Origin of the sequence: Hoylesella oralis ATCC 33269 (assembly GCF_000185145.2) — a bacterium.
In the GTDB taxonomy this organism is placed as follows: Bacteria; Bacteroidota; Bacteroidia; order Bacteroidales; family Bacteroidaceae; genus Prevotella; species Prevotella phocaeensis.
Genome location: NZ_GL833119.1, coordinates 758,373 through 783,390 on the forward strand (window position 1 = coordinate 758,373; position 25,018 = coordinate 783,390).

At 41.1% G+C, this 25,018-nt stretch carries 20 protein-coding genes and 1 pseudogene; 17 read left to right on the top strand and 4 right to left on the bottom strand.

Annotation, left to right across the window (positions count from 1 at the left end; all coding sequences use genetic code 11):
• Positions 1 to 67 precede the first annotated feature (67 nt).
• On the top strand, positions 68 to 1,894 hold the full coding sequence (locus HMPREF0663_RS05765; protein ID WP_004369354.1) for a glycoside hydrolase family 2 protein: 1,827 nt from the start codon (positions 68 to 70) through the stop codon (positions 1,892 to 1,894).
• 35 nt (positions 1,895 to 1,929) lie between these two features.
• On the opposite strand, the gene HMPREF0663_RS05770 is transcribed toward HMPREF0663_RS05765, so the two are convergent.
• A complete protein-coding gene (locus HMPREF0663_RS05770) occupies positions 1,930 to 3,081 on the bottom strand; it encodes a winged helix-turn-helix domain-containing protein (RefSeq protein ID WP_004369355.1) in 1,152 nt (383 codons plus the stop codon).
• Positions 3,082 to 3,277: 196 nt separating this feature from the next.
• Here HMPREF0663_RS05770 and HMPREF0663_RS05775 point away from each other — a divergent pair, with 196 nt between their 5' ends.
• Together HMPREF0663_RS05775 and HMPREF0663_RS05780 are read left to right on the top strand one after the other, a co-directional pair.
• Positions 3,278 to 4,114, top strand: a complete 837-nt coding sequence (locus HMPREF0663_RS05775) for a GLPGLI family protein (RefSeq protein WP_004369356.1) — start codon at positions 3,278 to 3,280, stop codon at positions 4,112 to 4,114.
• Positions 4,111 to 6,612 (top strand): peptidase associated/transthyretin-like domain-containing protein, encoded by a 2,502-nt coding sequence (locus tag HMPREF0663_RS05780; RefSeq protein WP_004369357.1) that lies wholly within the window; start codon positions 4,111 to 4,113, stop codon positions 6,610 to 6,612. Before HMPREF0663_RS05775 ends, HMPREF0663_RS05780 begins: the two co-directional genes overlap by 4 nt.
• On the opposite strand, the pseudogene HMPREF0663_RS12340 reads toward HMPREF0663_RS05780, so the two are convergent.
• Positions 6,602 to 6,718: pseudogene (locus HMPREF0663_RS12340) on the bottom strand (hypothetical protein); the annotation flags it as partial. The gene HMPREF0663_RS05780 and the pseudogene HMPREF0663_RS12340 sit on opposite strands and share 11 nt — an antisense overlap.
• A 182-nt stretch (positions 6,719 to 6,900) precedes the next feature.
• Here HMPREF0663_RS12340 and HMPREF0663_RS05785 point away from each other — a divergent pair.
• From HMPREF0663_RS05785 to HMPREF0663_RS05800, 5 genes are read left to right on the top strand one after another with little or no spacing between them, the layout of a single operon-like run.
• Positions 6,901 to 7,557 (top strand): hypothetical protein, encoded by a 657-nt coding sequence (locus HMPREF0663_RS05785; protein ID WP_004369358.1) that lies wholly within the window; start codon positions 6,901 to 6,903, stop codon positions 7,555 to 7,557.
• Positions 7,558 to 7,562: 5 nt separating this feature from the next.
• A complete protein-coding gene (locus HMPREF0663_RS05790) occupies positions 7,563 to 8,462 on the top strand; it encodes a hypothetical protein (RefSeq protein WP_004369360.1) in 900 nt (299 codons plus the stop codon).
• A 43-nt stretch (positions 8,463 to 8,505) separates the two neighbouring features.
• Entirely contained in the window at positions 8,506 to 8,670 is a 165-nt protein-coding gene (locus HMPREF0663_RS11915; protein ID WP_016665484.1) for a hypothetical protein, read from the top strand.
• Between the two features lie 52 nt (positions 8,671 to 8,722).
• Positions 8,723 to 9,280: a hypothetical protein gene (locus HMPREF0663_RS05795; protein WP_004369362.1), complete on the top strand. Its 558-nt coding sequence runs from the start codon at positions 8,723 to 8,725 to the stop codon at positions 9,278 to 9,280.
• The gene (locus tag HMPREF0663_RS05800) at positions 9,205 to 11,334 is read left to right on the top strand and encodes a peptidase domain-containing ABC transporter (protein WP_004369365.1); all 2,130 of its coding nucleotides are present in this window, start codon (positions 9,205 to 9,207) and stop codon (positions 11,332 to 11,334) included. Before HMPREF0663_RS05795 ends, HMPREF0663_RS05800 begins: the two co-directional genes overlap by 76 nt.
• 617 nt (positions 11,335 to 11,951) lie before the next feature.
• Here the strand turns inward: HMPREF0663_RS05800 and dgt are convergent.
• On the bottom strand, positions 11,952 to 13,292 hold the full coding sequence (gene dgt, locus HMPREF0663_RS05805; protein ID WP_004369366.1) for a dGTP triphosphohydrolase: 1,341 nt from the start codon (positions 13,290 to 13,292) through the stop codon (positions 11,952 to 11,954).
• Positions 13,293 to 13,394: 102 nt separating this feature from the next.
• Between dgt and dut the strand changes: the two genes are divergently transcribed.
• The 4 genes from dut to HMPREF0663_RS05825 all read left to right on the top strand — a co-directional run bounded on the left by dut (position 13,395) and on the right by HMPREF0663_RS05825 (position 18,146).
• Positions 13,395 to 13,832 (top strand): dUTP diphosphatase, encoded by a 438-nt coding sequence (gene dut, locus HMPREF0663_RS05810; RefSeq protein WP_004369368.1) that lies wholly within the window; start codon positions 13,395 to 13,397, stop codon positions 13,830 to 13,832.
• Between the two features lie 75 nt (positions 13,833 to 13,907).
• Positions 13,908 to 15,644: a tetratricopeptide repeat protein gene (locus tag HMPREF0663_RS05815; protein WP_004369370.1), complete on the top strand. Its 1,737-nt coding sequence runs from the start codon at positions 13,908 to 13,910 to the stop codon at positions 15,642 to 15,644.
• 18 nt (positions 15,645 to 15,662) lie between these two features.
• A complete protein-coding gene (gene lolB1, locus HMPREF0663_RS05820; protein ID WP_004369372.1) occupies positions 15,663 to 16,559 on the top strand; it encodes a lipoprotein insertase outer membrane protein LolB1 in 897 nt (298 codons plus the stop codon).
• Positions 16,560 to 18,146, top strand: a complete 1,587-nt coding sequence (locus HMPREF0663_RS05825) for a peptidoglycan DD-metalloendopeptidase family protein (protein ID WP_004369374.1) — start codon at positions 16,560 to 16,562, stop codon at positions 18,144 to 18,146.
• A 391-nt stretch (positions 18,147 to 18,537) separates the two neighbouring features.
• Here the strand turns inward: HMPREF0663_RS05825 and HMPREF0663_RS05830 are convergent, their stop codons facing one another.
• Positions 18,538 to 19,602 (bottom strand): M20 family metallo-hydrolase, encoded by a 1,065-nt coding sequence (locus tag HMPREF0663_RS05830; RefSeq protein WP_004369375.1) that lies wholly within the window; start codon positions 19,600 to 19,602, stop codon positions 18,538 to 18,540.
• 246 nt (positions 19,603 to 19,848) lie between these two features.
• Here HMPREF0663_RS05830 and HMPREF0663_RS05835 point away from each other — a divergent pair, with 246 nt between their 5' ends.
• The 5 genes from HMPREF0663_RS05835 (at position 19,849) to HMPREF0663_RS05850 (ending at position 24,974) form a co-directional block, all read left to right on the top strand.
• Entirely contained in the window at positions 19,849 to 21,657 is a 1,809-nt protein-coding gene (locus tag HMPREF0663_RS05835; protein WP_004369376.1) for an AMP-dependent synthetase/ligase, read from the top strand.
• A 31-nt stretch (positions 21,658 to 21,688) separates the two neighbouring features.
• Positions 21,689 to 22,810, top strand: coding sequence for a peptide chain release factor 2 (gene prfB / locus HMPREF0663_RS05840; RefSeq protein ID WP_004369377.1), 1,122 nt, complete (start codon positions 21,689 to 21,691; stop codon positions 22,808 to 22,810).
• 37 nt (positions 22,811 to 22,847) lie between these two features.
• Positions 22,848 to 22,985, top strand: coding sequence for a hypothetical protein (locus HMPREF0663_RS12050; protein WP_004369378.1), 138 nt, complete (start codon positions 22,848 to 22,850; stop codon positions 22,983 to 22,985).
• On the top strand, positions 22,986 to 23,486 hold the full coding sequence (locus tag HMPREF0663_RS05845; RefSeq protein WP_004369379.1) for a CYTH domain-containing protein: 501 nt from the start codon (positions 22,986 to 22,988) through the stop codon (positions 23,484 to 23,486).
• Positions 23,487 to 23,615: 129 nt separating this feature from the next.
• The gene (locus HMPREF0663_RS05850) at positions 23,616 to 24,974 is read left to right on the top strand and encodes a sodium-dependent transporter (protein ID WP_004369380.1); all 1,359 of its coding nucleotides are present in this window, start codon (positions 23,616 to 23,618) and stop codon (positions 24,972 to 24,974) included.
• Positions 24,975 to 25,018 lie beyond the last annotated feature (44 nt).

Sequence of the window (25,018 nt, forward strand, 5' to 3'; positions counted from 1 at the left end):
GGAACGGAACGCCGCTTTCCGCTTGAAACATATAGACTATTAAACTAATAACCAACATAAGAATTATATGGAAAAAGTAAAATTATCTTTGTTATCTGTGTGTTTATCATTGGCTTTTGCCCAGTATTTAAATGCACAGACACCGCGTGAAGAGTATCCGCGTCCGCAGTTTGAGCGTGCTGAATGGGTAAACTTGAACGGAAAGTGGTCGTATTCGTTCGATTTCGGGCGTACCGGAAAGGAGAAAGGATGGCCGAACGCGGCCGGTTTCGATGGCAGCATAACAGTGCCATTCTGTCCGGAGAGCTCCCTTTCGGGGGTGAAAAATACCGATTTCATCAATACGATATGGTATCAACGCAAGCTGGATATCCCTGCCGGATGGAGAAATAAGAGTATTATGCTTAACTTCGGTGCCGTTGATTATGAGGCTCATATTTACATAGACGGTAAAGACGTGGGGACTCATTACGGTAGCGGTTCGTCGTTCAGTTGCGATATAACTAAGTTCGTAGTACCGGGTAAGTCGCATAACCTTGTGGTTTGTGTGAACGATAACTTGAGAGACGGCAAACAGACAGGCGGTAAACAAGCCAAAGAACTTAACTCTAACGGCTGTATGTACACCCGTGTGACGGGTATTTGGCAGACTGTATGGATGGAAGCCGTAACTCCTGAGGGCCTTAAATCGGTTTATGCCGTGCCTGACATAGATCAGAAGCAGCTCGTTATCCATCCTCTGTTCTATCAAGAAAATGCAGGTAACAAGCTCGTCGTAACACTCTACGACGGAAAGAAAGCCGTTGCAAGTGCTTCGGTTCCCTGCAGCAATAACGGTGTGGTGGTGCTTCCGGTGAAGAATATGAAGCTTTGGAGTCCGGAATCTCCATTCCTTTACGATATTACATATAAGGTAATGAAGGGCGGGAAGGCCATCGACGAGGTGAAATCTTATGCCGGAATGCGCAAAGTTCATGTTGCCAACGGTTATTTTTATCTGAACAATAAGCCTTATTACCAGCGTCTTGTTCTCGATCAGGGCTATTATCCCGACGGTATTTGGACTGCCCCGACCGACGAGGCATTAAGAAAAGACATAGAACTTGCTAAGGCTGTCGGCTTTAATGGGGCACGTTTGCACCAGAAGGTGTTCGAAGAGCGCTATTACTATTGGGCTGATAAGCTGGGATACCTAACATGGGGCGAGTCTGCAAGCTGGGGATTGAATGTGAATAATGAGGAGGCAGTGCGCAATTTCATATCGGAATGGGCCGATATAGTGGTGCGCGATCGCAATCACCCATCACTTGTAACTTGGACACCTGTCAATGAAACGTGGGACGCAAACGCTTCTGGCGTATATGTACGTATGATGAACGATGTGTACAATATTACTAAAGCGATAGACGGCACACGACCTGTGAACGACGCAAGCGGCGATTCGCACGTGAAAACCGATATATGGAGCGTGCATAACTATGAGCGCGATCCGCATAAACTGATGGAACAGCTCACATTCGAGCATGGTAAAGAGCCTTATCGCAATATACGCGACAGGCATTTCCTTGCGAACTATGAGGGACAGCCCTATATGGTAGATGAGTTCGGCGGGCTTCCTTGGATCAAAGAATCGGAGCGCAACAGCTCGTGGGGATATGGTGGCAATATCGATAACATGGAGGAATTTTACAAGATATTGCAGGATGAAGTGGACGCATTGAAAGCAAGCAAGCACGTTACAGGTTTCTGCTATACACAGCTTACAGACGTGGAACAGGAGAAGAACGGCATCTATTATTATGACAGAACGCCGAAGTTCGATACGAAGCGTATCAAGGCAATCTTCGAACGTATCCCTTCTTATATAAAAAAGACGGAAGATTTAAGCTATTGAAAAAATAGTTTGTTCCATCAATAAAAGGCGTGTCTTTAAGATACGCCTTTTTGTATGTTTGCTTTCAGGATATATCCTTTCCCGATAACCGTTTCGATGATGACCGACGTATCGCTTTTCAGGGCCCTGCGAAGGTAGGTAATCTGCACGTTGAGTGCCAAGGAATTTGAATAAGAGTCGTCTCCCCAGACCTCTTCCAATATACTCTTTCGAGCCACCATGTTGTTGGCATTATCGACAAGCATGCGCAGTATTTCCGCTTGTCGGCTGGTGATGATCACCGTTTCATGCCCATGAAGCAGCTCGTTTTGCGAATAAAAGAAAGTTATGTTACCGATGTATACCGCGTTGTTCGTTCTCTCATCTTCCGGTAACGGTTGTTTCATTTCGAATATCATATTTTTCATGAACTGACGACGTATCTTGTCGATGCGCTGTTGTATCATGATCGTCTTGATTTGATATACCAAACAGAAAGCGAGAATGAATATGAAAAGAATGCTCAGTGCCAGTTGTGAGGCCATACTTTTGATAATGGAATTGATTGGAACGGTAACTCTGAACTCAATATTTTCATACTTTATAGGGTTAGAGGAATAGCTTACAAGGACTGTTTTTTGCTGGCCTCCCGCAACCAAATAATATGGATTTTTGTAAAAGTGCTTACTTTTAATTACCTTAAAATCATTGATTCCATCATATCCTTTTATTTTAAACAACGAATCTATGATATGTGCTTGGAACGATTTATATTTGCTTATGTTATATAGGTTGGCAATTGTAACTCCGTCTTCGGGCCGTAATCCGGGGATATCGATAATACGCGGTTTTCTCATACCGGTTTCCACAAACTTGAAAGTACATCGTGCAGTTCCTTTCATTGTATTGGAGTCGGTGCTTATTTTTATCGTATTCGAAATGCGTATCAGGCTATCAACCCTTTTCCCGTATTTTTTTGTAAGCTTTCTAACGTCCGTTTTCGCCGGCTTTTGATGATGTTTGTAGCTTCCATCCTGCCGTATTTTTTGTTCTTGTTCTATAATGTCTTCGCAGTCTTTGTACAGACTGTTCAGTTTGTCAGCATAGCTTAATTGATATTGACTGTAAAGCCAATATGCTTGTCCGCATGTGATAAACAGCATGGTGAGTATGCTTAGCGCCCATACTGTTTTAATTCGTTTATCCATGATGATGTATCTTTTTTGTACAGATGTAGCATATTTAAACGCAAAGGTAATTATTTTTCGATGTCCCGGCAGGTTAATAATAAAATAGTAATATAGAATTATGGCTGTTAGAATATTTGTGTAATAGCTTTATAAGTACCGCATAATGCCGATAGGCTATCTTTGTAACAATAATAAACATATAAACTAATTCGATATGAAGAAATCTTTTCTCATTGTGTTGTTAATGTGTATGGCGCTTACTATGCGCGCTCAGTTTACTTTCCGTTCCATAAAAGAACCCGAACAGGGTATGAATTGCGGTAAAATAGCGTTCATGTTCACTTACAATTACCGCTATGTAGAGGATGTGAACCACCGTCCTTATTTCTTTAAAGACGACAAAATGTTGCTCGAAGTGGGCGATCAAAGGTCGCGTTTTTGGAGTTTATCGCAGTTCCAGACCGACTCTATCAATGCCGAACGCAAGAAACAAGGCGAGAACAATTTCCTCGGAAACGGGAAAGTGGTATGGCAATTGTACCGTAACTGCCCTGAGCAAGGCGAATATGTGTATCTCGATGAGCTAGGAATGGATAAGTTTTCGTATGCCGAAAAGGTGGTTTTCCCGCATTGGAATATTGAAGAAGACAGCGTTATCGTATTGCTTGGCTATACTTGTCGTAAGGCAACAACAGATTACTGTGGGCGAAGATGGAGAGCATGGTATACAGACGATATTCCTTTAGATGAGGGGCCGTGGAAATTGAAAGGCCTTCCGGGAATGATATTGAAAGCTTCTGATAGCGAAGGACAGTTCGTTTTTGAGGCAATCGGCATGCAACAAAACGTAACGAAGCGTAATCTTGTTTACATAGGTAACGGATATGAGCGTATCGGAAGGGCCGATTTCTTGAAGACTTGCAGACGTTATTATGCCGATCCCATCGGGTATATTACTACAAAACCTAATGTGAAGGTAACCATAACCGACGGGAATGGCAATCCATTGCCTAATCCTAAGGATCAACCTTATAATCTGTTGGAAAGATGAAACGACTGCTTGTTTTATTTTTTACCTTTATGCAAGTAGGCTCTATGTATGGGCAAGCGGAAATTTACGGTACGGTTGAAGACTCTCTTAGGTACGAACCGCTGGTAGGTGTAACGATTGTATTGTATCGAAATCGTAGGCCTGTTTCTTTTACCTGTTCCGGTGAAATGGGGAATTTTAGATTGCCGGTGCAGATATTGCTGCCTGATGATACGCTTCAGGCATCGTTCCTCGGCTATAAGAAAAAGCGAATGGCGATTGCAGGGACTAAGGATGGGATAAAAATAAAGTTGGCACAAGAGACTTTCTCATTGAAAGAAGTGCAGGTGAATGCCGGGCGTATAACTGGTCTTCAGGATACGATTACATACGACTTGACGCGCTTTGCCGATGCACGTGATAACTCTTTGAAAGACGTTTTGAAGAAATTGCCTGGTGTAGAGGTAAATAAAGAGGGACAGATCAGCTATAATGGAAAGACAATCAGTAGGTTTACCGTTGAAGGACTGGACCTTTCGGGCGGACGATATAATCAGATAAGCGATGCATTACGAGGAAAAGATGTAGAAAAAGCCCAATTCATCGAGCATGATCAGCCCATTAAAGCATTGCAGGGAAAGGTTCTTACAAACGATATTGCCCTGAATATCGGACTTAGAGAGTCTGCTCGAAACAAATTTTTGCCTACCTTGAAGCCTTATCTTTGTATAGGAGAACCCACCGGAATGGGCGGCGAAGCTAATATTTTGCAGATCGGAAAGAAAAAACAGATGATGTATAACCTTGTTTACGACCGTACCGGAGCTGATATTTTTGCACCTGCACGACTGTTGGCTGCATCGAATATCGAAGTTGCGTCTGCCGATTTGCCACAGTGGTTGGCCGTTCCAACGCTCATGGCCCCGATAGATGCGGGGCGTGTTCGGTTCAACACTTCACAGAAATACCAAATAAATAGAACTTCGAAAGTAAGGAATGGGACTGAATGGCGTATCTCTTCAGGATATTATCGCGAAGTTGTAAGGCAGACAACAACGGACTTTTCCAACTATTATTTAGAAGGTGCATCTCCGGTAAAAACCGATGAAATGGAGGATTTATTGCTAAAAACAGACCGTTTGAATGTAGAGTTGGAATATAAAGTGAATACGGATAAGGTTTATGGGAACGATATTTTTCAGGCGAATATGAATAAGTCGGATGCGTTATCATGGCTGCAAAGTATCGTAAACGGTATGTTGCAGCAACACATGAAAGTACCGTCGATCAACGTATCTAATCGGCTTTACCGCATGATTGTTGGCGAAAAAACCTCTCTTTCCATACAATCGGTTTTGGATTATCATCATTCTGTTTCGCGTCTTTTTATTGATGATTTCTCACAGAAATTTAATACGAACTTGTGGCATACGGATAATAATGTCGCTTGGTTATTCAGGCATCGCTTTATTACCCACCGATATATGGCGGGATTTGCGGCAGAGAACCTTTTCGTAGTGGCCAATTATCCCCGATATGCAGTTTATTTTACGCCCTTGTGGCAGTATCGTAGGGAAAACGTTACAGTGTCTTTGCAGTCGCGTATGGCGTATGAAAGTTTGACATGGCAGCGCTATTCCGCCTTTCTTTTCCGTCCCCACCTTTCTTTGAATGTTAAGAAAGGGTATCATGGTGAGTGGTTTATTTCTGCATATTATAATGAAAATATCGATGAAACGGGCAATTTTGCCTTATCGGAATACCGGTCCGACTACCGTACAACATACGGAAACGAGGGTTTTGTTCCTCAAATGCGCCAATTAGGTTCTTATGTTGCCTACTATTACAAGCGTCCTGTGCATGAACTTTTTGGTAATGTAAGTGTGTCGGCATCACGCTCTTGGTGCAATACCTTGACCGATTTGCAAATACGGAACGGCTTCTATCGGTATAATATGTACCGATTGAACAACCGGTTTTCTACATTTAGCGCAAAAGGCGTTATATCCAAAGGGTTCTTCAGATTACATGCGAAAATGAAATTAGGTGTGTCTTACGATTATAGCAGTGGGAACCAATCGTCTTCGAGGGCTTTATTGCGTTATTATTCCCATGTTGTAAGCCTGCAACCCGATATGGAGTTTTCACCAAAATGGTGTGCATTGAGTTATTCGGGTAGCTTTACATGGAGCCGTTCTCAAATAGATAATGCCGATATGTCTGCACTTTTAAATTGTCGTCAAAGCATTGTACTTACGAAAACTTTGTCGAATATCGATATTAGTTTGTCGGCAGTTCATTATTATAACGAGCTGCAAGAGAGTAATAATATAAACACTATGTTGGCCGATGTGTCGGTTGTATGGAGATTGAAGAAAGTAAGATTGTCGATGGAATGGCGGAATATCTTCAATAAAACCCATTATGCAGTTACCTATTACAATGCCGTAAGTTCATCGACGAGCCGGTATGTACTTCGTCCGAGGGAGCTCTTGGCGTCTTGTCAAATTACACTATAGGCAACGAAATGCCATTGATTTTTTGGTAGATGTCGAGTGCGTAGATATCTGTCATGCCACTTATGTAGTCTATAACCGCCATTATGCGGGTTTCCAAGTCATTGCTTATTCATATTTAGAGAATAAAGATATTCTTTAAACAACGGGATTTCTTCGGTAATTTAGTAAATATCTATATGGATATCGCATAATGTTTTTATTAAATATATATAATTTTCCGATAAAAAAGGCTTTAAAAATTGGCAGTATTATTCTTTTTTCTATAATATTCGCAACAAATCTACCAATATGGGAACTAAGTTGTTTATCCAACAAAACAAAGAGTGGAAAGAACTGTTTTGGCCTTTCATGTCATCTGTGTGCTTGTATTTTATATCATTATATATTGAATTATCTAAAATTTTTACCGATAATTTTTACCTTTCAAACTATTATACGGACTCAAAGGAGCAACTTTTATCTCTCATTGAAAGTGAACGTTCTAACGATTGGCTGAATTTTGTCTATGTTCCTATATATGTTATATTATTGGCGGGCGTTATTTCTATTTTATTATATATTCTATTAGTAGTTCTTAATAGACCACAAAAATATCTTGTATGTTTGAAAATCGGATTACTAGCTCAATCTGTGTATGCCGTGAATTATTTTATTACTGTAATATTAAAATGGTTACATTTCTTGTCTTTTGATGCAACAAATGTTAATGATGTATATACATACCAGTCATTACTGGCATTGACTGGCTATCGTAAAATACCGGAGTGGGCATGGTATTTCGTTGCAAAAGGTAATATAACAGAATTAATTTTTTTGATAGTCTTGATTTTACTTATCCACTATATATTAAACCTAACTTGGATGAAATCTATATTTTTATCGACACTTATTCAGGGAATAATCCTATTAGGAGGAGGTCTTATTTATATCTATTCTTTATTTTAAAGCGTATGAAAAATAGATTTTTAGTGCTTTTTTTAAGTTTGTTATGGATTATGCAGATGCATTCACAATATCTTTATCTATTGGATAAAGATACAAAGTCGCCTGTTTCTTATGTTACTATAGAGTTACCAAATGGAGATAGATATTATTCTGATGAAAATGGGAAATTAGGGATACCAAACGGAATAGCATTTTTAAAGTGCTCGCATATTTGCTATAAGGATACTATCATATACATAAAGCAACTCAAAGGCAACAAAGTGTACTTAACACAATATGCACATAAGTTAGGAAACATAACTATTAGTGCCAAGAATAAAAAGATAAAAACTAAGGAATTAGGTTATACGAATGGTAAAAGCCTGCATAGCCATGGAGGAAAAAATGGCTTTATGATGGCTGTTTATATTCCTGCAGATGCCAATAAGAATAAGAACGAGTATATACAGGCTATAACGGCAGATATTGTTTATGACGATAAAATGAAATTAAAGGGAGGAAATGTCTATACCGGAGAAGTGAGATTTGACTTACGCAAGCCAGACACAGCACAAGGCATTATGCCCGGCAACATCTCACTTATTGGTGGTGGAAAGATTTACAATGGTAAAAAGAAGACGGGAAAAAAGATAATAAAGTTAGACTATCCTATCATCTTTCCAAAGGAGGGCTTATTTGTTATTATAGAATGGATTTATCCCTATAAAATGAACGATAAAGACCTACTTGATCCACATATTCGTACAACAGCTTCTTCGAATAAGGACAATACATGGATATTGTGGAAAAGTAATAATTGGAAATGGACACCAGAATGTCAAGATAAAGGTATTCTACATATTAGAAATACTTATTTAAAAGGGAAAATTTTGAATGCAAAACTTGGAGTAATTATTAGTGAATGAAACCTACCATAGTGGTAGCAATATTTAATAAAAATCAACTATTATGAAAAAATTAAGCTTTGAAGAGATGTCACGTATCAGTGGTGGCAAGTTTATTGGTACAAAAGTTAGGCGTGGACCTTGTTTTGAAGGCTCACGATACGTTGAGAGAGAGTTCTATTTCCTCTGGATTAAGTTCCACCAATCATTGCAGACAGAACCTTGTTAAGGATTAATAGGAGGGCTGTTATACACGGCCCTCCTTTTTATTCAAAAATAAAATGGAAAAAAAGTATGCAATTATAATTCTTACCGTATTATCTATTTCTATTTTTATTATAGGAATGATGTTGGTAAAAAGTAAAAAAACGGAAGAGCGTAAAATGTCCGAAATTCTAAAAAGAATATGCCTTTCATATAAAATCGACGATAACATAAAAGACTATTTGTTATTATTCGTAAATCCAGAATGTGAAGAATGTCAAAAAGAAATGGCATTTTTAAGTTTGAATAAGGAAAAAATTATAAACCGATACCATGTATTTATCTTTTCAGATGTATCGGAAAAAGAATTATATAAGTTTTCTGACAAATATCAACTTAATATTTCTGAGTTCAGATTCATTGCAGATGAAAAGCTTGATTTCTACATTCAATTTGATATAATCAAGCAACCTACATGCCTTATTTTCAATAATGAAAGAAGATTTATTCAAAGACTTACAGGTAGATTAATGAATATTAAGCAACTATTTATTAAAAAATGGAAATACATCAAATTAAAAAGATATTTGTTCGTCAACAGGATGAAACAGACTGTGGGGCCGCGTGTCTTTTGATGATTGTAAGATATTTTGGAGGATATTGTAGTATAGATCATATTAGAAGGCGTTGTGGTACTAGTATCTATGGTACAACTTTACTCGGTATATATCAGGCTGCACAAGAATTTGGATTTGATGTAGAAGGACAACAGATAGATATAGAAATATTAAAAAAGAAAAGAAATCCAACAATACTACATGTAAATATTCATTCAGTTGAACACTTTGTCGTCTTTTTCGGTTATGATGGAAATAAATTTATTATAGCAGACCCAGCGATAGGAGTCGACCGCTATTCTTGCTCTGATTTAGAAAAAATATGGAAAACACATACATGTTTAGATGTTAATAAAGGTACTACATACATATTTAATACAAATTTAAATAATCGTCCACTGATTTTCTTTTATAATTTACTTAAAGACGATTTTAGCTTTATTTCTATTGCGGTACTATTAGGATTTCTTATCTCTACACTGAGTATTGCCGTTGCTGTATTTTCACAAAAGCTAATAGATGATATTATTCCAAAATCTGATTTTTCTTTTGCCATACTTGGATTGTCTACTTTCCTATTTATTCTTTTATTTAGGGTTGCTTTTGATTCTATAAGACAATACATTATAACTTTGCAAGGAATAAATTTTTCCAAACGTCTCATAGAAAAATTCTATAATCATTTACTGAAACTTCCTAAAATATTTTACGCCACGAGAAGTATTGGAGATATGACCACGCGGCTAAATGATACATTACGAATACAGTCTGTTATAAAAGAAATTATTAATAATGTTATCAGTGATGTGCTAATAAGTATTGTCGCATTAATTACTTTATTCTATTATTCGAAATTAATAGGTTGGCTTATGCTGGTAATTTTACCGCTTCTCTTTTTCCTCCTTTTAATTTATAAAAAGAAAATTGTAAAGAGACAAAGGAGCGTAATGGTGGAAAGGGCAAACTACAATACTAATTTTATACATAGTTTAACAGGTTTAGATACAATAAAGGTTTTATCTGGAGAAGATCATTTTGCTTCTTTAAACAAACGACTATTCAGTAATTATCAAAAGTCTATTTTATTATTGAATACTGTTCAGATAAAATTATCGGCAAAAATGGGGACGCTCAATTCTTTCATATTCGTTATTCTAATAGGAATTGGAGTAAAACTTATACTAAACGATACATTGAAGATAGGTATGTTATTTGCCATAATGATGCTTATTGAAAATGCAATGCAGTCTACTATAAATCTTGCTATGTATGCAATTCCGATACAAGAAGCTAAAATTGCATTTGAACGTATGTATGAATTTATATCAATAGAAAAAGAGAAAGAGAATAATAAAAATGAACTCTTCTCAATTGAAAATATACATTTTGCCAATGTCTCATTTGCATTTCCGGGAGGACCTGCCATTTTTAAAAAAATATCTATTACTTTCTATAAAGGAAGTTTAAATTACATTACGGGTGATAATGGATGTGGTAAATCAACTTTATGTAGTTTGTTAGCAAAGTTTTATTTTCCAAATTCCGGAGAAATTATAATCAATAATAAAACTGATATAAGAGATATTTCATTGAAAAAATGGAGGGAATGTATAGGAATATTACCACAAGAGTCTTTTATCTTTAACGGAACTTTAATGGATAATCTGTTATTAGGTAATAGTAATATAAAACAAGAAGAAGTTATTACTTTTTGTAAAGATATGAAAGTAAGTGATTTTTTCTATAATTTTCCACAGGGTTTCAATACTTTTGTAGGGGAAGGTGGCATAAAATTATCTGGAGGACAAAAACAATTAGTATCCTTAATACGTCTATTATTGAGGAAAAGTTATGCCTATATATTGGACGAACCTACCTCTGCAATGGATACAAAAATGAAAAATAAAACAATGGAATTTCTTTTACAAATAAAAGAACATAAACTTATAATAGTTATTTCCCATGAACAGAAATATCTTTCTAATTATTTTGATCATTTTTATTTAATACAAAATGGATATATAAAAGAAATTTCTATTTCCGACTTAGAGTTTAGATATAGTAATAATTAGTATTTGGAAATATACATAAAATAAAGAGAATTGCAGTAAATAACACCGTTTTTAAATGGAAAAACATAGAATGTATATTGTTTGTCATTTTGTCATTATTCTTTTAAAAATCAGGTTGTTATTTAAATACAAATTTCTTAGATGTGGTAGTTTGGTATTAATATAATTAAAATTCCATATATCAAGTATTCTGAAAATATTGTTCTTTCTTCATACTATAATGGTATACGCCTTATATATCTAAATTGTATCTTCTATATAAAATATGTTTATGCTAATTAAAGAGTAGGTATAAAGCCGATAGAAATCATGTCTGTGCAATATTACTATCATTCTTTTTGTTTCAATATTTATCATATTGATTCTGTATTCTATAAGATTTCCTTCGTTATCACTATATGAAAGGAGAAAAAAGAATGTATGATAATGTGTACATCCAGAGGAGGTGTTTTTGGCCAATGTGCAATCGTATCGCGATTGAAGAAAGTAAGATTGTCGATGGAATGGTGGAATATCTTCAATACCCCCCCATTATTCGGTGAGTTATTATAGTGCCGTAAGTTCATCGACGAGCCGGTATGTACTTCGTCCGAGGGAGCTCTTAGCGTCTTGTCAAATTACACTATAGGCAACGAAATGCCATTGATTTTTTGGTAGATGTCGAGTGCATAGATGTCTGTCATGCCGCTTATGTAGTCTATAACCGCCATTATGCGGGTTTCTAAGTCATTGCTTTTGATGTCGTATTGACTGCTAAAGCGGTTTATCAACTGTTTGGAGTGAAACCTTTCGGGCATTATAGCTGCCTCGACAAGAGTATCCATCAACGTTTCCATAATCTTGTAACCGCTTAATTCCACATCGAGAACCGGTTTGCTTTGGTAAATCTTTTGTTTTGAGACCTCGATGCAGTGCTTGTAGGCATCGTGCTGTAACGGCGATATATGCTTGATTAGACTGTCTTCGAAGGTGCCGTTAAGAATTTCATTCTCGTGGTTTACGAATACTTTTACGCATTCATTTTCGAGCTTTCCGATAACACAGGCACGCATATATACCACCTTTTCATTTTCGTCACTTACGCCCTCTTCCTTTATTCTCTTAAGGATACCTTCCTTGGTTTGGTCGTCGAAGAAAGCAAGAAGCAAGTCCTCCGTTTCTTGGAACGACAGAATTTTCAGCTTATGCGAGTCTTCTATATCCATGATTTCGTAGCATATATCGTCGGCAGCTTCTACCAAAAAGACCAGCGGGTGGCGGGCATAGCGCAAAGGTTCGTTAGGTTTGGACTTGCAAATTATGCCCAATTCATCGGCTATTTTGCGATATGTGTCTCTTTCTGTGGCAAAGAAGCCGAACTTTCCATGGCTTCCGGCAAGTATGGATTCAAAGGGATATTTGACTATACTGGCAAGAGTGGCGTACGTCATGACAAATCCACCGGTTCTTCTGCCTATGAATTGATGCGTAAGAAGACGGAAAGCGTTGGCATTTCCTTCAAAATGAGTGATGTCGTTCCAAAGGTCTTCGCTCACTTTCTCTTTGAGGTAAGCGCCGCGTCCCTCGCTAAAGTAGGTTTGGATGGCCTTTTCACCGCTGTGACCGAACGGGGGATTTCCCATGTCGTGTGCCAAACATGCTGCGCTGACGATAGTTCCGATCTCCTCGAACCGTGTGTTTTTTAACTCCGGATATTTCGTTTTTATCAGTTTTTGGGCCACATCATTGCCTAAAGACATGCCCACAGAGGCCACCTCAAGGCTATGGGTGAGGCGGTTGTGTACAAAGACTGAGCCCGGAAGAGGGAACACCTGCGTCTTGTTTTGCATTCGTCTGAAAGGCGCAGAGAAGATTAATCGGTCGTAATCCCGTTTGAATTCGGAGCGATCATCGTGCCTTTCAGCGTGACGTATTTCCTGTCCAAGGCGCTTATTCGATATAAGTAACTGCCAATTCATATCGCAAAAGTAATGTAATTTTAGATAAATAGTTTCATTTCTATAGTAAAAATTGAGTTATATGCCGATAATTCGTTATTTTTGCACCATATTTATTTTATTATGGTGAGAATAAAATTGATCAACAAGGGGCACCATCCGCTGCCGGAGTATGCCACCTCTCTGAGTGCCGGAATGGACCTGCGTGCCAATATCGAAGCACCGATAATTCTCCGGCCCATGGAGCGCAGGCTCATTCCGACAGGCCTTTACATGGCTCTTCCCGCAGGTTTCGAGGCTCAAGTGCGGCCTCGTAGCGGTCTTGCCCTTAAGCATGGTATCACCGTTTTGAATACTCCGGGGACGATAGATGCCGATTATCGTGGTGAAATCATGGTACTGCTTATCAATTTTTCGCAGGATGATTTTGTGATAAACGATGGCGAACGTATCGCTCAAATGATTATTTCTCGCCATGAGCAAGCAGACTTAGAAGTAGTAAAAGAACTTGATGAGACAGAACGAGGTGCCGGTGGCTACGGCCATACAGGAGTGAAATAGAAATAAAACCCGATTATAACGTTGAACATTTTTTCCAAATATACTGCATTCTTTACGGTCGCATTTGTGTTAACAATGGCGATTGTTCCTTCTTTTGCTTTTGAGAACGGCAGATATGCCGATAAAAAATCGGATGTAAATCGTCTTTCTCCGAATGACAGGAAACGTTACGATTACTTCTTTCTTGAGGCTATGCGACAACAAAATGCCGGTCATTTCGATGCCGCATACGATCTTCTCAACCATTGTCTTGAGATTGATTCTACTGCAGCCGAGGCATATTATATGCTTGCCATGTATCTTACCGAGCTGAAGAAAGATACTCTTGCCCTGCAGAATATAGAGAGAGCCGCCGCTTTAGACTCGACTAACGAGACTTATCAGGAACGTGTAGCTCAATATTATATCAGTATGGGCGATTACGACCGTGCCATTTTATCTTATGAGAGGCTTTATGCAGCGAACCATGAACGTACCGATGTGCTCAATATCCTTGTACAATTGTATCAACAAAAGAAATCTTATTCGGATATGTTGAATACAATCAATCGGATCGAACAGGCCGAAGGAACCAGCGAGGAGATCACCCTGTCGAAGATGAGAGTGTACGAAATGATGGGTGACAGCAAGGCGGCGTACAAGACTTTGAAGAACTTATCGGACACACATCCTAATGATTTGAACTATAGGATTATGCTTGGTAATTGGCTCATGCAGAATAAAAGGGAGAAAGAGGCTTATAAGATATTTATAAGTGCTTTGAAGGAAGAGCCCGATAACTCGTATGCACAGACATCGCTTTACGATTATTACAACACTGTAGGTACTAAAGAACAAGCACAGACGTTGCGTGATGCCATACTGTTGAGCAAGAAAACTCCTTCTCAAACTAAGATGTTGCTTTTACAGGAGGTTATTAAAAATAACGAGGATCAGACCGTTAGCGATAGTACACAGATACTGAAACTTTTCGATAGGGTAATGGCAGCCGACGTTCACAATGCGGATATCGCAACTTTAAAGGCTGCTTATATGACGTTGAAGAAGATGCCGCAGGCAATGGTCGACAGCGCTTTGCAGCATGTTCTTGATATCTCTCCCGACAATGCCGGTGCCCGAATGCAACTTATCCGTTCGTATTTGGATAAAAAAGATTGGGATAAGATCATCTATCTGTGCAAACCGGGCATGCAATACAATCCGGAAGAGATGGCTTTCTATTACTTCATGGGGTGGTCTTACTTCCAGAAAGGCGACTCAGATGCCGCACTCGATGCATTCAGGCGGGGGGTAAGTGAGATCAATTCGCAGAGTGATCCCGATATAGCCAGTGATTTTTATGCAATGATGGGCGATATCTTGCACCAGAAGGGTAATCGTGTAGAGGCCTTTGCTGCATATGATAGTTGCCTCCAATGGAAATCTGACAACATTTATTGCTTGAACAACTACGCATATTACCTCAGTGAAGAAGGCGAAAACCTACAGAAAGCCGAACAAATGAGTTATAAAACGATTAAGTCGGAGCCTAAGAATTCGACGTTCCTCGATACGTATGCATGGATTCTTTTTATGGAGCAGCGCTACGCCGAAGCCAAAATATACATCGATCAAGCCATACAAAACGATACCGATTCGGTAAAGAACGCGGTTGTGATAGAGCATGCGGGCGACATATATGCTATGAACGGAGATACCCGACAGGCACTACAGTATTGGCAGGAGGCCGTGAAAGCAGGAGGAGACAGTGCTCTTTTGCAGCGTAAAATCAAACTGAAAAAGTATATTCCCGTAGAGAATAAGAAGAAATAGACTAAAAATAATTGAATTATGAGGATGAAGATAACGAAAATATTATTCTTTTCAGTAATTGCATTGCTGATGGTTTCATGCGTTTCAAAGAGAGTGTTGGTCGATCAGACACCTAAGAGCAGCACGCAAAAAAGTATGCCTTCTGCACAGTCTGCTGCTGTTCAACAGCTCACTTTTGTGCAGAAAGTGTCCGATAATCAGATATATGTCAAGAATATCGTAGGCAATATGTCGTTTAATTTGCAGGCTGCAGGCAAAGATATTACCGTGCCCGGTTCTGTTCACATGCGTAAAGACGAGGTAATTCGTTTGCAGTTATTCATACCATTGCTTGGAAGCGAGATCGGAAGATTGGAGTTTACGCCCGATTATGTACTCGTTATCGATCGTTTGCACAAGGAGTATATCAAGGCAGATTATAATCAATTGGACTTTTTGCGCAATAACGGACTTACCTTCTACAGTCTGCAAGCCCTTTTTTGGAACCAGCTGTTATTGCCCGGAAAGCAAAAGGTATCGGAGTCGGACTTAAAGAGTTTCAGTGCTCAATTGGCCTCCTCGGGGGATAATATACCTGTTACATTGCAGAATGGCAATATGAAATATCAATGGAATGCCGATAGGAATACCGGTCGAATTAATGAGACAACGGTAACATACACCAGTGCCGAGCACGGAAATTCTACGCTCAACTGGGCTTATTCCGACTTCCGAAGCGTGGGAGTAAAGCTCTTTCCCGCAAAACAAGTGTTCCAATTCTCTACCGATGCTACTAAAACAACGCAGAAAGCCCGTATAAGTATCTCTATGAGTGATGTGAGTACGGATGCCAAATGGGATGCTCATTCTGCCGTTTCATATAAATATAAAAGGGTTGAGGCAAAGGATGTGCTTGGTAAAATATTGAACATGTAAATGAGAAGAAGTGTAGTTATAGGGACAATATTGTTGTTTACCTTTACTTTGTCTGCCCAGAAAAGGCATACGACAAAGAGAACCGTTGTGCGTAAAACAGCTGTTGTCCGAAAGAAAACAACGCCTAAAAAAACAAAGTCTGCCGCAGTTTACAGCAATGCATCTATCAGAGGATTGCAAAACCAGCGCTTACAAATACAGAAAAAGATAAGACAACAGGAACAAGCATTGCGTGCCAATCAGGCCGATGTGAAGAAAAGACTGCAAAATCTCATGCTGCTTAATACCGAAATCAGTGAGCGACAGAAGAGTATTGAGGGCATTGAAGAAGAAATACACCATATAAACGGTAATATCAACATACTTAAAACTCAACTTAAAACACTCGAACAACAGCTTGAAGAGCGCAAGGCCAATTACGTGAAATCCATGCGCTACATGGCACGTCATCAGCAGGTACAGGATAAACTGATGTTTGTTTTCTCTGCTAAAGACCTTGCCCAAATGTATCGGAGGTTACGTTTTGTGAAAGAATATGCGGCTTATCAGAAGGTACAGGGCGAGATCGTGAAGAATAAACAGGCGCAAATTACCGACAAACACCGACAATTGCAGGCCGTAAAGGGGCAGAAGAATAATCTGCTTTACCAAGGACGAAAAGAACGGACTGCGCTTCAAGGACAGCAAACCGAACAACAAAACGTGGTAAATACGTTGCAGAAGCAGCAGAAGACGATACAGAAAGTTATTGCAGAGCAACGGAAAAAAGATGCTGCCCTTAATGCTCAAATCGATCGGCTGGTGGCTATAGAAGTGGAAAAAGCCCGTGTCCGTGCCATTGCGGAGGCCAAACGTAAGGCCGAAGCTGCCGCCGCTGCCAAGCGTAAAGCCGAAGAATTGGCCCGCCGTAAGGCTGCTGCAGAGGCCGAAGCCCGTGAAAATGCACGGAAAATAGCTGAGGCCAAAGCACGTGAGGCACGGTTGAAAGAGGAAGCACGTGCGGCAAATGAAGCCAATGATAAGGCTCGTCGTGAGCGTACTGCACAAGCTGCAAGAGAAGCGGAGGCCGCACGTATAGCTGTAGAACGTAAGGCCGCGGCAGAAGATAGCCGTAACAAAAAGGAGATAGCTGCGGCCCGTAAAAACGTAGAAGATGCCCGACGGATGAGTTCGGCAGACCGTATGATGAGCGGAGGTTTTGAGGCTAACCGAGGCAGACTGCCCATGCCGATCACCGGAAGCTACCGTATAGTGAGCCATTATGGGCAATATAACGTAGAAGGATTGAAAAACGTAACGCTTGACAATAAGGGAATTAACATCTTGGGAGGCGCCGGATGCCAAGCACGTTCTATATACGATGGCGAAGTTAGTGCCGTTTTCGGCTACAGCGGATCAATGGTAGTCATGGTACGTCATGGTGCTTACATCTCTGTATACTGCAACTTGCGCTCCGTGAGCGTCAGTCGTGGGCAAAAGGTGTCCACCCGACAGGTGCTTGGTGCCGTGGGTGCCGATAACATCTTGCAGTTTCAGTTGCGCAGAGAAACCGCTAAACTGAATCCTGAAGTATGGCTCGGGCGATGAAGAGCTACTTACTTCTTCTGCCGCTCTTATCCTTTAAGGTAATGGAATAGGGGGGCAACAGGCGGAAGCAGTTTCCTTTTCTTTATTTTTTCTTATGCAATATTCGGGCAATAAAGTTTCTTTTGCACTCTTTTTTGTAAGGGGAATAATATTTAAACAGAGAAAACAAAAAGAGAGGTGATAATTTCCGAGATATGAACTATAAGAATTTGGTTTATTTAAATCCTCCTTATAAAATATTTGTTTGGTTTAAAATACTTCGATAGACCTATGGCTTATGCTACGTAGGCCTATAGCTTGTTGGCGTTAGGTGTACTGTTTATCGAAGCCACTCCTTATAAACGCTATGAACGAGTGGACAAAAAGTGAAAGACAGAAGCGGCAGATAGCTTTACAATTCGGCACCGTCGAGTAGTTTTATATACGTGTCTATCGCCGTCGAAATCTCGCTTATTTTGATATATTCGTCAGCTGAATGTGACCTCGACGACTCGCCCGGACCAAGTTTAAACGATGGGAAGGGCATTAAGGCCTGATCACTGAGGGTGGGAGAGCCGAAAGGTTGCATGCCCATAGATACTGCCTTGCGGATAAGCGGATGATGTGTGTCGATGCAAGACGGACTTAAACGGAGCGAACGTGCACTGACTTCGCTCTTCAGATGGCTCTTTATAATCTCGTACACCTCTCGATTGGTATAACATTCGTTGGTTCTAACGTCTACAACCATAGTGCATGTATCGGGTACTACGTTGTGTTGTGTGCCCGCATTGATCATGGTAACGTTCATCTGCGTGAGCCCTAAGAAGTCGCTAACCTTGCTGAAGCGATAACTGTGCAGCCATTCAAGGTCTTCGAGCGCCTCATAGATGGCATTCACTCCTTCGCCCCGTGCTGCATGGCCGCTCTTGCCGCGGGCGATAATATCGAGCACCATCAGTCCTTTTTCGGCAACTGCCGGTTGCATGCCTGTGGGTTCGCCCACCAAGGCAGTACTTATAAGCGGCACGAAAGGCAATACACGGCTGATACCATTAATTCCTGATACTTCTTCTTCGGCCGAAGCAAGGTAAATAACGTTATATCTTTGGGGCTTGGATGTCAAAAATCTGAACGTCTGAAGTAAAGATACCAGCCCTCCCCCGCAGTCGTTGCTGCCCAAACCATACAGCCTGTCGCCTTCGATCGTGGGGACAAACGGCTCTCGAGTCCACGAATTTACCGGTTTCACCGTATCTATATGTGCATTGAGCAGCAGCGTTGGGCGCATTGTATCGAAGTTCGGATCGGTTATCCATACGTTGTTGCCCTCGCGTTTGTGGCTGAAACCGTAACTACGGATAGCTTCCGCCAGCACTTCTGCCGCCTTTTCTTCCTGCCGGCTGACGGACGGAGTGGCTATAAGAGCCTTGAGCAGTGCCACTGCATCGTCTGTATATTCCTGATATTTCATCATGTTACAAAGATAAGTATATAATCCAATTAAAAGAATACAATTCGTTCTATTTTTATAATTTGGGCTTAAAATAGAACAAAAAGATACTTTTATTGCTGTTTTCCCGTTAAATCGGTATGTGCAGGGCCCCCGTCCGTTCTTCTTTATAAATACGTTTATAAACGCAAGAATAGCGAAAAAAAGAAAGCAGTAATTTTGTGTTTCTGCCAAATTAGCTTATCTTTGCATCAATAAAAGGATAAACTTATGCAGACAAAATGTCATCTTTCGGTGCTCATTCATGAACAGGCAAAGAAATATGGTATGCGTGATGCCATCACGTTCAGGAACTTCGGAAGCCTTAAGTGGAAGACTGTGTCGTGGAATCAGTTCTCTCTTCGGGTGAAACAAGTGTCGAATGCCATGCTCAACCTTGGCGTCAAGCCGCAGGAGAATATTGCCGTGTTTTCGCAAAACTGCATACAGTATCTTTATACAGACTTCGGTGCCTACGGTATAAGGGCCGCCTCGGTGCCTTTCTATGCCACAAGTAGCGAGCAACAAATACAATATGTCTTGAATGATGCTAATGTTCGTTTCCTTTTTGTGGGCGAACAAGAACAGTATGATAAGGCACATCGCATATTTGCACTATGCTCCTCGTTGGAACGTATTATTATTTTCGATCCGAGTGTACGTATCAGTACTCACGATCCCAACGCATTGTATTTCGAAGATTTCATTGCTTTAGGCGAGAATTTTCCACGGCAGGCCGAGGTTGAAAACCTCTATCGTCAGGCTAACGATAAAGATATTTGCAACATACTTTATACGAGTGGCACCACCGGAGAGAGCAAAGGAGTGGTTCTCACCTATGGGCAATACCGCGCAGGGCTCGATGCAAACGATAAATGTGTGCCGGTTAGCGAGAAAGATCGGGTAATCAATTTCTTGCCTTTTACCCATATATTCGAACGGGCTTGGTCGTATCTTGCTCTTTCAGAGGGTGCACAGCTCATCGTGAATACCTATCCAAAGGAGATACAACAGTCTATGCGGGAAACACACCCTACAAGTATGTCGAGTGTACCGCGCTTCTGGGAGAAGGTTTATATTGCTGTAAAAGACCGAATGGACCGTTCCGGCAGCGTTCAACAGAAACTTTTCTACCATGCTTTGGCCGTTGGAAAGCGGCATAATATAGACTATTTGAGTAAAGGAAAGCGTCCTCCGTTGCCTTTGATGCTTGAATATAAGGTGTTGAACAGGTCTATTTTGAGCATTGTCCGTAAACAGCTCGGACTCGAAAAGCCCAATATATTCCCGACCGCCGGTGCTACCGTGTCGCCCGAAATCGAAGAATTCGTGCATTCCATCGGGCTGAATATGATCGTAGGCTATGGCCTTACCGAGAGTTTGGCCACAGTGTCGTGCGATCATGCAGGCAAACCGTTTACGGTAGGCTCTGTGGGTAGGATTATTGAAGGTGTTGAAGTGAAGATATCGGATAACGGAGAAATCTTGCTGAAAGGCCCAACCATCACCCCCGGGTATTATCATCGTGATGCCGTTAACCTAAAAGTATTCGATAAAGACGGCTATTTTCATACGGGAGATGCGGGGTATATCAAGAACGGAGAGTTGTTCTTGAAAGATCGTATTAAAGATTTGTTCAAGACGAGTAACGGAAAATACATCGCTCCGCAGCAGGTGGAAGCCATGCTCTTGGTAGATAAGTTTATTGATCAGGTTGCGGTCGTGGCAGATAGACGTAAGTTCGTGTCGGCATTGGTGGTACCTGAATTTCCGTTACTCGAGGAGTTTGCGCGCGAACATCGTATCCCCTTCGAGACACGTGAAGACCTTTGTGCGAACCAACAAGTTTATGATATGATCAAAACCCGTATCGATACGTTGCAACAGCCGTTGGCTTCTTACGAGCAAATCAAACGCTTTACGCTTCTTGCACACCACTTTTCGATGGAATCGGGGGAGCTTACAAATACGCTAAAGCTCAAACGAACGGTCATATATAAAAATTTTAATAAGGAAATAGAGAAAATGTATGAAGAGTAGGCTGCCGCTCTCTCAGGAAAACAGATAAGGAATGATAACAGCAGATCAGCTGAAAGACGTGTTAGAACGTGCAGATGCCCTGCACAGATATCTCGATATAGACCGAAAGATGGTAGAGTTCGAAGAGGAACAGTTGCGAACTCAGGCTCCTGATTTTTGGGAAGATCCGCAACGTGCGCAAGAACAAATGAAACTGGTCAAGGGTATTGAGAAGTGGATCAAGGGCTATAAAGAGGTACGTCAGTATGCTGATGAGCTGCAACTTGCCTTTGATTTCTATCATGATGATATGGTCAGTGAGGAAGAGGTGGATGCTGATTATGCGAAAGCTATTAAAGCTATCGAAGATTTAGAGCTGAAGAACATGCTCCGTCAGCAGGAAGATCCGATGGAATGCGTACTGAAAATCAACAGTGGAGCAGGCGGGACGGAGAGTCAGGACTGGGCTCAAATGCTTATGCGTATGTATATGCGTTGGGCTGAAGCTCACGGCTATAAGGTTTCCATCAGCAATCTGCAGGAGGGAGATGAGGCAGGTATCAAGAGCGTTACTATGGAAATAGAGGGCGGAGAGTATGCCTATGGCTTCCTTAAAAGCGAGAATGGCGTGCATCGTTTGGTACGTGTGTCGCCATTCAATGCGCAAGGTAAGCGCATGACAAGCTTTGCCAGTGTGTTCGTTTCGCCGCTTGTAGACGATTCGATAGAGGTTTTCGTTGATCCGGCCCGTGTGTCTTGGGACACTTTCAGGTCGGGTGGAGCCGGCGGACAGAACGTTAATAAGGTGGAATCCGGTGTGCGTTTGCGCTATATGTATCAGGACCCGGACACGGGGGAGGAAGAAGAAATACTGATAGAGAATACCGAAACCCGCGATCAACCCAAGAACCGTGCCAAGGCAATGTTACTTCTAAAGTCGCAACTTTACGATCGTGCCATGAAAAAACGCTTGGAAGAGCAGGCTAAAATAGAGGCCGGAAAGAAGAAGATTGAATGGGGAAGCCAGATAAGAAGTTATGTTTTTGATGACAGGCGCGTGAAAGATCATCGCACGAATTACCAGACATCGGACGTAGATGGTGTAATGGACGGTAAAATAGACGACTTTATCAAGGCTTATCTTATGGAGTTTCCCGTTAATGACGAGCAATAAATCAATAAAACCTTTATAATTTTAAAATCATAGAGCTATGAGTGAAAAGAGCAAAATCAATCGTGCAGCCCGTCAAGCCAAGCAAGAACGGCAGGCCAAGAAAGTGATTCATTGGATTTTTGGCGTATTGGTAATTCTTGCAGTTGTATTTATGATCTGTTTTATGTTGACGTAAATGAGCGGATGGGAGATAGAGCGAAAGTTCTTGGTGCGTAAGGGCGATGCATATAAATATGCAGCCTTTTCGAGCAGTCATATCCGTCAGGGCTATATAGCTGCCGATGGTGCCACGGTTAGAGTGCGCACGCGTGACGATAAGGCCTATCTGACGATTAAGGGAAAATCCGTAAACGGCGGTATAACGCGTTACGAATTCGAAAAAGAAATTACGCCCGAAGAAGCCTTACACTTATTGGAATTATGTAAAGGAGGCGTCATCGACAAGCGACGTTATTTGGTGAAAAGCGGCGAACATGTATTCGAAGTCGATGAATTTTACGGCGACAACGAGGGACTTGTCATAGCGGAAGTAGAATTAGAGCGTGAGGATGAGTCTTACGAAAAGCCCGATTTCATCGGTAGAGAAGTCACCGGCGACCGACGTTTTTATAATTCTCACCTGCTTCGTTATCCTTTCAATCTTTGGAAAGGTACCTTACCGGAAGAATATCGGTAAGGAAAAACTGCGATTTCGATATCATTTGGTTCTTGTTTAGTACTATAACTGCGTATTTAGTTGTGGTATGTATATAAAATAGAATTATTTTTTATACTTTTGCACCCGATATTCTATTGACATATTATCATGCAAACAGAAAGAGGAAGCTTCGGGACTAAGCTCGGTATCATACTTGCCACGGCGGGTTCGGCAGTAGGTTTAGGCAACGTATGGCGCTTTCCTTACATGACAGGACAGAATGGCGGCGCCGTTTTCATACTCTTATATATAGGCTGCGTGTTGCTTTTGGGCATTCCGTGCATGGTGTCCGAGTTTATTATCGGGCGCCACGGAGCCTCGAACACGGCACGTGCTTACGCTAAATTAGCCAATGGTACGCCGTGGAAATGGGTGGGCTATATGGGCGTGCTTACCGGTTTTCTCATTACAGGCTATTATGCCGTGGTTGCCGGTTGGTGCCTGCAATATATTTATGCTTCGGTAATGGGTGAGCTGAAAGGCAATCCTGATTTCATTACACATTATTTCCAAAGTTTTTCAGAGAACCCTTTACGTCCGATATTTTGGACTGTAGCGATGTTGCTGCTTACTCATTATGTTATTATTCATGGTGTGCGCGGCGGCATAGAGCGGGCTTCGAAGCTGCTGATGCCTACGCTTTTCGTACTTTTATTGGTCATTGTAGTTGCTTCGTGCCTGCTCCCGGAGGCAGAAAAAGGTATCTCTTTCTTGTTTAAACCGCAATTTTCCAAGGTCGACAGTAATGTGTTCCTCGGCGCACTGGGGCAATCGTTCTATTCGCTCAGCATTGGCATGGGCTGTATATGTACTTATGCTTCCTATTACAGCCGACAGACGAATTTGCTGAAGTCGGCTGTTCAGGTTGCTGTCATCGATACCTTGGTGGCCATTCTTGCCGGTCTGATGATATTCCCTGCTGCGTTTTCCGTGGGTATAAATCCGGATAGCGGGCCTTCTCTTATCTTTATCACACTGCCCAACGTATTCAATCAGGCGTTTGCAGGTATGCCTGCCGTTGGTTGGGTGGTTGCCTTGATGTTTTACTCCTTGCTTTCGTTGGCGGCGCTTACCTCTTTGATATCGCTACACGAGGTAAGTACGGCGTTTTTTTATGAGGAATTCCACATCACAAGGAAGAAAGGAGCCCTCTTGGTTACTGTGTTTACCTGCATTATAGGTATTTTCTGTTCCCTTTCTCTCGGCAAACTGAACTGCTTGCAGATAGGAGGAAAACCGCTGTTCGAACTGTTCGACTTTGTTACGGGGCAGATATTTCTTCCCGTTGGCGGACTGCTGACCTGCATATTCCTTGGGTGGTTCGTGCCTAAACAGGTGGTAAAAGACGAGTTCACCAATTGGCAAACGCTTCGAAGCACACTGTTCGGCGTTTATTTGTTTGCCGTGCGCTTTATCTGCCCCATTGCCATTTTGGCGATATTCCTGCATCAGTTCGGGGTTATCTGAGCAGTGTTGCAGGAACAGATGTGTTTGCCATACTGGTTAGATGC